The organism is Microcoleus sp. AT9b-C3 (genome assembly GCF_036705485.1).
Lineage (GTDB): Bacteria > Cyanobacteriota > Cyanobacteriia > Cyanobacteriales > Microcoleaceae > Microcoleus.
Genome location: NZ_JAUBUR010000001.1, coordinates 115,927 through 126,793 on the forward strand (window position 1 = coordinate 115,927; position 10,867 = coordinate 126,793).

Here is a 10,867-nt window from a genome sequence, read left to right on the forward strand (position 1 = left end):
AACATGAATAACTCATTACAAGTGCATGAAGAGACTGCTTCTAATTATTTTCACAGAGGCAACCTTCTGAAACAGTCTGATAAATTACAGGAAGCCGCCGCCACCTACCAGCGGTGTACTGAACTCAACCCAGATTTTTCCTGGTATCATCACAATTTGGGTGAAGTTTTGGCGAAATTGGGGCAGCGGGATGGGGCGGAGAAAAGTTACCGCAGGGCCTGCGAACTTAACCCGAATTCGGCTTGGTCTTGGCACAATTTAGGAGAGGTTTTGGAACAGCAGGGAAATCTAGATGAAGCCGTGGCTGCGTACCGCAAAGCTGTGGAAATATATCCAGATTTTTATGAGTTTTATAACAGCTTGGGTAAGGGTTTGTGTTTCCAAGGTCAACTGGATGAATCCATAAGTTGTTTGCGAAAAGCGATCGAACTTGACTCAGAATCGGCTTTGCCTTACCAAAATTTGTGGGAGGCTTTGGCAAGACAGGGGCGGGTTGATGAAGGGATTGAGTGCTTGCGTCATGCGATCGAGCTAAATCCGGGTGATGGGGAATTGTACCTGAAGTTGGCAGAGGCTTTGCAAGGTAAGAATGAATTAGCAGAAGCCGTGGGTTATTACCGAAAGGCGATTCAGTTAAAACCTGATTTCCATTGGCTTTACTATAAATTGGGAACGGCTTTATCGGCACAGGGTCAATGGGAGGAGGCGATTACATCTTACTCGAAGGCTGCTGAGTTGGAACCGGGTTCGGGGATCGTCCATCACTATTTGGGGCATACTTTGTCGATCGTGCAGCGGTGGGAGGAGGCGATCGCATCTTATCGGAAAGCGCTTGATCTCGTACCGAATGCGGCAGTGATTTACCAGCATTTGGGCGATGCTTTGGCGACACAGCAAAAGTGGGAGCAAGCTGTCGGCTCTTATCGCAAGTCGGTTGAGTTTGATCCAAGTTCGCTGGAGGCTCAGGATCATTTAGGGTTTGCTCTATATCAGTTGGGGCGGTACGATGAGGCGATTTCTGCCTATCGCAAAGCTTTGGAAATTGCTCCTAATTCCGATGTGGTGAACTGCCATTTAGGGGATGCTCTGGAAAAGCGAGCTCGCGTCCAACCGCTTCAAAAAGATATTGAGCTGGATTTATATGAGGCGGTAAAGTTTTATCGCAGGGCAAGCGAATTGAATCCAAGCAATTTGGAGGCGGCTCAAAAGGCTGTGGAGATTAAGTCTGACGACTCGGATCTTTATTTACGGCTAGGTAAGGCTTTGGCAGAACAAGGGCAGTTTGATGGGGCGATCGCTCAATACCGCCGCGTTGTCGATCAAAATTCAGACTCTTGGGAGGCCGAGCATTATTTAGGGGAAGCTTTGGCCAAACAAGGGCGGTGGGATGAGGCGATCGATGCTTACGATGGATGTGTGAAGCTTCATCCTGATGATTTTATGTCTTATGCTGGTTTGGGTGATGTTTGGCTGGGTAAGGGAATGGCAGAGAGGGCGATCAAGTTTTATCAAAAGGCGATAGATCTTAATCCTAATTTAGCTGAGGTTTATGATAAGTTGGGCGATACCTTGGCTAAGGTGGGGCGACAAAAAGAGGCTAGTGTTTGTTATCGTCGGGGGCTGGAATTGAAAGCGAAAGTTTTTTGATTGCAAAATAACTTGCGCTCGTCTAAAAAAAATCCTTCGATCTGGGCGGTACTTTCGGGCTACCCAGATCCTTTACTTAGTCCATAATCTCTTGTTACAGAAAGAAGGAATAATAAAGTTATGTCTCAAGGTGTAATATACATTGCAGTTGGTGGTCAGCATGTAGGTGAGGCAGTGACATCTGCCGCTAGTCTCAAGAAGTGTATGCCAGATTTGCCAATTACCTTATTTTCTAGTGAACCAGTTGCATCTCCCTATTTTAATCAAGTTAAAGTTATAGACGGTCCTCGCTATGGCACCCCCGGACTTGATAAAATTAGCAATATGTATGATTCGCCCTATGAGTATACGTTATTCTTGGATTCAGATACCTATATTTGTGCTGATTTATTAGAAATTTTCAATCTGTTAGATAAGTTTGACATGGCTGTGGCTCATGCACCTCTTAGGATAGCACCTACACATATTAATGGTAGGGAGTGGATACCCTATCAGTTTACAGAAATTCCAGAAAGTTTCCCAGAAATGAATACGGGCGTTATCCTGTATAAAAAAAACTATAAAGTTGAGCTGTTTTTCCAAAAATGGTTAAATTTATGCAAACAAAAAGTTAAAAAGCAGGGTAAGCCTTACCACGATCAGGCTACTTTCAGGTCTGTTTTATACGAAAGCGATCTCATAACAGCAACACTTACACCAGAATATAATTGTCGGTTTATCTTTCCTGTTTTTGTGAGTAGTAAGGTGAAAATTTTACATGGGAGACATCCTAATTTTGAGGTGATAGCTAGTAAAATTAATTCAGAAACAGGTATGAGAGTTTTTACACCACAAGATTTTCATCAGCCACAACCAGAGAGAGTTGACGAGCCAAAAAATCATAAAAATCAGCGTGTTTTTAAAATAAGAGAAGAATTGGAAAAAAGCAAAATTCGACTTAAGCAAATTCAAGAGCAGATGAAGTCTTAAGATTAGGCAGTCAAAATCTGACTATCTTAGGGAACTGGTAATCCTCACCAGATAAATGCACGGTTCAAAATTCTGCGAGTTCGATTTAGTCTCATGGGAGAAAAGGCAAGTGGAGATGGTAGAATTATGAAAGGAAGATATTTGCAATCACAGAATTTCCCAGGTCACTTAAAAAATTGGCTTTAGTAAAAAAAAACTATGGCGATGGTAAACGCTCTGGAAGGCAAACGGCAAAAATTTCTTACCGCAAGGCGATCGAGATTCGGCCTGAGTATTCTTTGTGTTACTGCGGTTTAGGGAATGCTTTGATGAGCAAGGGTGCGGTAGAGGAGGCGCCCGGGGCTTACCGTTCGGCGATCGAACTTAATCCAGACTTCTCTGAGTCGCACAATAAGTTAGGGGATGCCTTAGCAAAAGTTGGGCGCATCGATGAAGCTAGTGCTTGTTACCGTCGCGCCCTCGAGCTTAAAGCTAAAATTTCTTGATAATAACCCCTGAAGCCCCTTTAAAAAAGGGGTTTGACGAAGTATCTCTGTAAGTTCTACAAAATATAAATCATTATGTATCAAACCGAGCCAAACAGCCAACTACTCAAGAAAAATCGCCTTTTGTTCATCCATCTTCCTAAAACAGGGGGCTCAACTATGTACGATATAATCAATAATTATATCTTTTCAGAAAAAAAAGCTTCTTTGTTTATTGGTACTCAAGAACATGTTAAACAATTTCACGAACTCAATTTTGAACAGGTATCAGCCTACAAAATTATTGCCGGTCATATGAATTTTATTAGAACCAAAAGGAAACTTGGTGAAAGCATCAGGCAATTCTTTACATTTACCATCTTGAGAAACCCAGTAGCTCTGAGTATATCTTGGTATCAGTATATATTACAAACACCACAACATTTTCACCACAATAAAGTAAAAAAAATGAGCTTTGAAGAGTTTATTTATAGCGATTATTATGTGCCAAATATGCAATGCCAACTAATTAGTAATCAGCCTTTATGCCAGACAACTTTAGAAATTTTAAAAAATGACTTTGATTGTTTTGGTACCCTAGAAAATTTTGACGTGATCCTGGAAAAGGTTTGTCATCACTTTGGCAAGGCTGTACCTAGCTATCCAATACTCAATAAGAGCAAAAAAATTGTAGACCAAGAGGCAATAAACTATAGCTTATTCGAGAAAATTCTTAGCAGGAACGAGCAAGATGTTAAGCTTTACACTATTGTTAAGGCTAGAGAAGAAGAATCCAAGAGTAAATCAACAGATTCTACTTGCTCACAAACAAAAGCGGCTCTAGAACCTGTATTTAAGACAGACTTAGAATGCTACCGAGCTAGATTATTGCAATTTAAGCAGGATTTGGAGCGCTATAAAACAGGATTTAGAGCGCTATAAAACCATACTCAAGCAGAGCATAAATAACCTGTAGTTGACAATACAGGAACATAAGCTGTCGCACGCAGTCATTGCACTCGTTTTAAAGGTAACTGAGCTTGTTTGAGTTGCGATCGCACCTGCTCTAGTTCTACCTGCATCTGCTGTGCTGTCTGCCTCCAAGTTTGAGATTGCAATTCGATCCAGTTTTTCTCTTCCTGTACGAGATCGAGTTTGAGCTGTGCCTGCTGTGCTCTCTGCTGCCAGCTTTCTGATTCGGATTCGAGTTGCTGTTTCTCTTCCTGAGAAACTTGCAGTTGCGACTGCGATTGTATGAACTTTTCCTGAATTATTTCTAATTGCGTTGCTACTTCTTTTGCTTCCGACTTGAAGGCTAAATGCTGAGCCTCCATTACAGCTAAATTGGTTTGAGCGTACTGACTGTATTTGTTGTAAATAATCTCCCTAGTTCGTACAAAATCAGCCCGGTTTTTGCTGGTTGTTGTCGTGCTATCATCTCTCCGTGTAAATTCGCAAGTGGTTTCCTTGATATGGGCAATTTTAAAGCTGCGGGAGAGTCGAATCAGCAAATCCCAATCCTCGTGAGTGTTCAAATTAACGTCAAACATTCCGGTTTCATCTAAACATGATTTTTCGTGCGTCAGGCACAGCATGGGAATGAAATTACCCACTAAAATTTTGTCGTAATCGAAATCAAAAGAATAGGGAACGCTGCGGTTAATTGTCACGTATTGCCCGTTTTGCTTTTGCTGCTCTGCCATCACAGCATCTGTGTAGGCGACTTTATACTCGCTGTTTTCCAAAAATTCTACTAAAGTTTGGACGTGGTTGGGATAGTACATATCGTCATCGTCTAAATAGGCGATGTACTTGCCACGAGCAACGCGAATGCCTGTATTGCGGGCTGTCGAGCGTTCTTGATTACGATCGTGCTTGAGGTACGTGATGTTGCTTTTTGAGTTGATCCGATCTAGAACTTCCTGCACGTCAGTGCCACCATCATTGACTACTATGATTTCTACATCTGGGAAAGTTTGAGCTAGCACGCTTTGCACAGCGTGAGCCAGCATTTCTGGACGGTCTTTAGTGGGAATGATGACACTGACAAGGGGCTGGGGAATGATACCAATCAATGGGCTCGGCACTTGCTTCTGGGTTTCAGATGGATAGTTGACGGTGAGTTGTTGGTGACGGATGAGATTAGCTCTCTCTTCGTCTGTAAGAAGCACGCCTTGGTATTGCAAATCATCGAACTTGCGCTCAGGACCAGAAATTTGGGGAATATATAAACGTTTTATGTCATACTCGTCACATATCCGATCGGTTTCTTGACCCGATCTTCCAGGTGTACCGTGTTCTATACCTTGCGGATTGAAGTAATAGAGTCCAAGAATTTCCGAGATAAGAGCCATATTTTCCCCTTGGCTACCAATCCGTAGCCAGAATTCATAATCCCCTGCACAGTGAAATTCTGAACGAAAGTAGCCGTATTTGTCATGTAGCGACTTTCTCCACATAGGTTGGGAGCCAACGCAGCAACCTTGTTTCATCTGCTCATAAGAATATGGCGGCCAATTCCAGTGTCGATTACTTTGTGTTGTGACAAATGTATCGTTAGGAACAGTAGTAATTAGCTGATCGGGATATGCTAGAGATACTTCTGGGTGTGTATCTAAAAAATTGGCCATGACTTCTAAAGCATCACAACGGTGGCGATCGTCTGTATTAGCATTAGTAATGTATTTTGCCTGCGACATTTTAATGGCCCTATTCCAAGCAGCATACAGAGTTTCACGCTCAGGAGTACGTTGATATACTATGTTTTGATATTTGGATTGAAATTCTTTAACAATAGATTGTTCGTTTTGTTGCGAAGCACTATCAACAATAACGATTTCGAGTTCGCCTTGTTTATAAAGTGTTTGGTCAACTAAATCCTGCAAACAACCGCGAATGTATTTTTCTGAATTATAGGTAGAGATGATGGCTGAGACTTTATATTTCTCTGTAGGTACACTAACTGTATTTTCAATGGGCGGATACTCCTTTACCCTCGCCGTTCCAATCAAAACAGACTTAACTATTTCGGCCATTTTAGACCAAGAAAACTGCTTGGATTGTTCTAATCCCCGCCTAATTAGAGACTCACGCACTTCGTGTTTCTGAACCTTAATCATTGCTTCTACCAGTTCATTAACATCTCTGCCACTCACATACAAAACCGCATTTCCACCAACTTCAGGTAGAGAAGAAAAAGGGCAAGTAATAACTGGACAACCACAAGCCATTGCCTCCGCTACAGGCATTCCAAAGCCTTCGTAAAGAGAAGGATAAACTAAAGCCACAGCCCCGGAGTAAGCGATTTTCAATTCGACATCACTCAGTCTGAGCAAATGAACTCTACTGTTTTGGACATGAACTTTAATTTCATCTTCCAGTTGAGGATGACCACCAACACAAACAATCTCCAAATCTTGCCAATTAGGCAGATTGTGGAAAGATTCAAAAAAGCTAGTTGTATTTTTGTATTGATGCCAACCTATTCTCTCTCCCACAACCAGAAAATAAGGTTTACGAATCTCATATTTTGATGTAAATCTAATAATTTCCTCTTGACTGGCAGGAGTAAAATTACAATCAATACCACAATGTGCTACAGTTATTGAATCTACTAATATATTTGGAAAGCAACCAGCCAGATCGCACTTAGTATTTTCTGATATAGTTAGATATGCAGAACCGTGTCGAATTCCCCGATGTTTTTCTTGCCACATGGGATGGTGAAGATTTTCCTCTATTAATTCTGGAATCATGTCATATCCCATAAACACAGAGGGGGTTGATAGAGGAGTTGTGTAGTATGTAGAAATAAAGATATCAGCTCCTTCTTCATCACAAATTTGCTGAAGCATTTGTCTATCTCTATCAGTGTCATCGTAGTTGTACTCAGGGATTTTACAATACCTGATACCTGAAATTTTAGGTGCTGTTCCCGCTCGATCAAGAACTAGAATATCCTTGGCAAAACCATCTTTCACCCACTCTTCTAATAGGGATTTCCAAACTCTAGCTATACCTGTATTGTTAAGCTGAAAAAATATTGCATCTACAGCAACCAAAAATGAGTTTTGACGAATCTTTTGTCCGTGCGTATTTGTAGTTTTATTTAAGCCGGGTGATGGAAACATTGAATATCCAGCAGAATCATCAAAGATTTTAGGAGTATCTTCGCTTACTCTAAAACCACTATCGGCCCATTCAATTAACTCTTTGACTCGACATTCAATAGTATGTTTTTCCTGGCACAAATGATAACCACGAGCCGCTATTTCCTCCGCTAAAGCGGGATTTTTAAGCAAATATTCTATTTTTTCGATTAAATCATCAGAATTTTCTGGGTTATAGTACACTAAATGCTCCCAGTCACGAAATAACTTGTTAGATTTATCCCCTATAACATGGTTCTGAAGCAGCAAAGTCCCACATCCCATTATTTCATAGGGGCGTGAAGTTAACGTTGGAGATAGTGAAGGTAAATTTAATCCCAACTTATAAGTATTTAGTTCATCCACATAAGACTGAACTGCATCCAACGGTTTTGAAAGTAAATCGGTTACTAATGCATATAAATCAACATGATGATTTGGCTTAAGCCTATTCATTAGTTGAGATCGCTGATAATAGGTTTTATTGTTAAAGTGAGGAGTCGCATTACCTCGAAAAACGGCAGAACTTTTTCTTTGTACGAAAGGAATTCTGCAATTGTAGTATTGGGGATCAATAGCAAAAGGAGAAAAAACTGTCGGTATTTTTATGCCTCGATTCAGTAACCAAGAGACATCCGGTTCATGATTACATATAATGGCACTAACGCAGGTCGCCGCATTGTCAATGGCGATCAAAATTGGCTCTTGCCACTGTGGTGTATTTTGTACTATATCTGCCGAGCAATGTTCTTGAAAAATTGCGACCTTTTTGATGTTGGCATTATACCATTGCTCCTGCCATTTTAAATTATTGTGTAGAGGTTGAGAATGCCAATCAAATCCAAGCAAGAGCATTATATCTGCTTCCGGGTTTTTCAAGTATTCATACAAACCATCATCATCTGTAGGTTCTGAGGCTCCCCATTCAGCGACAGGGGTAAATACACGATTCAGTAAACCTTGTCTTTCCAAAACATTGACCCAACCTCGCGAAAAGTTCCATCCATGTGTTCCAGTAGCTTGCAATACCACATCTATGCGAGGCTTACTGGAGATTGAAGAGAACTGATTGGGCGTTCCTAGAGTTGTTTGTGCGGGATGAGATAGACTTAATTTGTGTTGCGATGAACTTATCTTGGCAGTTTCCTGGTTTAAACCAAATGTATTATCATCTAGCGGTTTCTCTAAGACGGCGGCAAACTGAATGTAACATGATTCATCAACTTGTTTAGCATTTTTTATTCTGTAAATTTTGAGTTTAAGACCATTAAGGTTTCGACATATTCTATCGAAAAAATGCTGGGGATCGTAAAAGCGACAGTGACGGTTATTAAACCCATCAAGACAGTAAATAACCGAATCCTTTTCAAAATTCACTCCACCACTTGATATTACGGTGACAGGATCAGATTGAACAGAATATTCATCAAAGAGGTAAAGCGGCAGGATACAAACTGCACCGCCGGGCTTTAATACACGAGCCGCTTCCTTGACAAAACCAATATCTGAATCATCTTCAAAATGCTCAAATGAACAGTGCAATGCCATCTTTGTAGCAAATTCATTGGGCAAAGGCATATCAGCAGCATTACCACCAATTATATCACCATTTAATCCTGGAGGATGACTTAAGTCTTGTGTGTAGGTTTTACATCGAAACATTTTTGCATAAATTTTAGGTACAGTACCTGTTTCGCTGGCAACATCTATATAAATATCTTCGGAGTCCAATTTTAGCAGTTTGGTTGCCAAATAATGTTCCAAAGACTTCTCTACTCGATTAAATGAGTAATAATCAGCAAAATCCTCTAAGTATCTAGCCTTTATAAAATATTGCCGATATTCATCTACATTTATTTCATAATCATCTACCTCTATTCCCAGATTTCGCAATTTTTGACTCATTAAATCTGAATTGTTAGCTGGGATAGAGCCTTGTTTCTTCGGTTCTCTTATTTGACCAAAGCAGTTATCAAAATTTAAAACATAAGATTCGGAATTTACTTGCTGATTATTAATAGTTGTATTAGCCGACTCGATAGTTGACTGAGAACTATTAAGCCCGGATTTAATTTTTTCTAAACGGTTTTTATAGCGCTCTAAATTAGCCTGAGCTTGAGTCAATTTATCGAATGTTTCCCGATCAAACGTTGCCATAATTCCTACCTCATTCTTGATAATTTATTACTTTTGATTCTGACTCCTGAACTCTCAGACTAATTTCTGAACTAATCAGAGATGCGCTGTTGGGCTTGTTATAATAAAAGTTTAAAATTGTCTAATTTCTCTCTAGCCCTCTCTAAAGTCAGTTTAAATAACTCATTTTTTTCTTGCAATTTGTACGTTGACCATCCATATATCTTCAAAACGTCCTTAAATTCTAAGTTCAATTGCTTAATGGTTTTAACCTGTAACTTTCTTCTATGATCTCCCGGTTTGACTTGCCTTTTATGAGAATAAATATTCTTTTCTACTTCAAATTTAGCCCCATTTACTAGCTCTTTTATTAGCTGTTCACTCGGCTTCATTTGGAGATGTTTGAGAATTTCATTCAGCCCATCCGCGAAATCTGTAACCATATCTTCATATTTTAGAAGTAAGATATTTTTTTTATTAAATAGATATTTTTTATACTGAGCGTAATTTTTTCTCAGCCAAGGATATCTTTGTATCACCAAATCATCTATATTTTTCTTTCTTGCGTCTTCTCTTGCCAACTCAATCTGTGTCTTTTGGCTTTCTGGTATGCTCTGACTATATGCAATAGAAAAATAAAGTGACGTGAGGACATTTCTTGGAGCACTCAACATCAGAATTACCTTGTATTTCTCCATTTCCGGTATGGGGTAATATTGTCTGAAGGGTTCGTAAATATGACCAGTTGTTTTAAACATATTATTAATTTTTTCAGGACCATCGCCGGAAAATAATTTCCCTAAAGATTGACCTGCTTCCCACAAACCTCCTTCATAGTTTACATAAGTCATACCTAAATCATGTGCCAGCTTCTGCAAAATTTCAGTAGCATACACGGAAGCGCATTTGTGAGCGGTGAACCAAATAATACTGGGAGTTGTAGTCATTTAGGTTAATCTGGTCAAATTATAATGAGTGTGAGAGAGCTTTAGTTTTACGAATTGGCTTAATTGCAACTGTCCACCGCATCAATTGCTTCCACTCTTCTGAGTTTGTGAGTGCGTAGGTATCTAGTTGATGCTCTTTCTCTGAGGAGAATTTGACAAAACTCTCTAGCCAGTTCATCAATGTTTCTGTTTTTGAGAAAGGCGTACACTTCAAGGATTCCTGCAAGCACTTTTGCATCTTGGTTACATTGCCGTTTTGGTAAGCATACCACGCATCCCACACTAGAAGTGTGTACGGCATTTTGCTCGGTTGGACACCTGTCTCACTAAGGGCATATTGCTGGAACTGCGATCGTTGCAATTCTGTCTGAACTTGATGAAGCTGAGACTGATAATGTTGTGATTCCTCTTGAACTTGATGGAGCTGAGATTGGTACTGTTGTGATTCCTCTTGAACTTGATGGAGCTGAGACTGATAATGTTGTGATTCCTCTTGAACTTGATGGAGCTGAGATTGGTACTGTTGTGATTCCTCTTGAACTTGATGGAGCTGAGA

General features: G+C 40.1%; 6 protein-coding genes and 1 pseudogene. 4 read left to right on the plus strand and 3 right to left on the minus strand.

The features are described 5' to 3' along the window. Positions 1-3: 3 nt before the first annotated feature. The 4 genes from QUB77_RS00470 to QUB77_RS00485 all read left to right on the plus strand — a co-directional run bounded on the left by QUB77_RS00470 (position 4) and on the right by QUB77_RS00485 (position 4,022). Positions 4-1,647 carry a tetratricopeptide repeat protein gene (locus QUB77_RS00470; RefSeq protein WP_333322774.1) on the plus strand — a complete coding sequence of 548 codons (1,644 nt, stop codon included), beginning with the start codon at positions 4-6 and terminating at the stop codon, positions 1,645-1,647. A gap of 120 nt (positions 1,648-1,767) precedes the next feature. Further along, positions 1,768-2,616 carry a hypothetical protein gene (locus QUB77_RS00475; RefSeq protein WP_333311066.1) on the plus strand — a complete coding sequence of 283 codons (849 nt, stop codon included), beginning with the start codon at positions 1,768-1,770 and terminating at the stop codon, positions 2,614-2,616. 176 nt (positions 2,617-2,792) lie between these two features. Then, the gene (locus tag QUB77_RS00480) at positions 2,793-3,101 is read left to right on the plus strand and encodes a tetratricopeptide repeat protein (protein WP_333311068.1); all 309 of its coding nucleotides are present in this window, start codon (positions 2,793-2,795) and stop codon (positions 3,099-3,101) included. A gap of 75 nt (positions 3,102-3,176) precedes the next feature. Next, positions 3,177-4,022, plus strand: coding sequence for a sulfotransferase family 2 domain-containing protein (locus QUB77_RS00485; protein ID WP_333311070.1), 846 nt, complete (start codon positions 3,177-3,179; stop codon positions 4,020-4,022). Between the two features lie 68 nt (positions 4,023-4,090). On the opposite strand, the gene QUB77_RS00490 is transcribed toward QUB77_RS00485, so the two are convergent. From QUB77_RS00490 to QUB77_RS00500, 3 genes and pseudogenes are all read right to left on the minus strand, one after another. Next, positions 4,091-9,385 carry a glycosyltransferase gene (locus QUB77_RS00490; protein ID WP_333322776.1) on the minus strand — a complete coding sequence of 1,765 codons (5,295 nt, stop codon included), beginning with the start codon at positions 9,383-9,385 and terminating at the stop codon, positions 4,091-4,093. A 98-nt stretch (positions 9,386-9,483) separates the two neighbouring features. Continuing rightward, on the minus strand, positions 9,484-10,311 hold the full coding sequence (locus tag QUB77_RS00495) for a sulfotransferase domain-containing protein (protein WP_333322778.1): 828 nt from the start codon (positions 10,309-10,311) through the stop codon (positions 9,484-9,486). A 19-nt stretch (positions 10,312-10,330) separates the two neighbouring features. Continuing rightward, positions 10,331-10,867, minus strand: a pseudogene (locus QUB77_RS00500) (hypothetical protein); the annotation flags it as partial.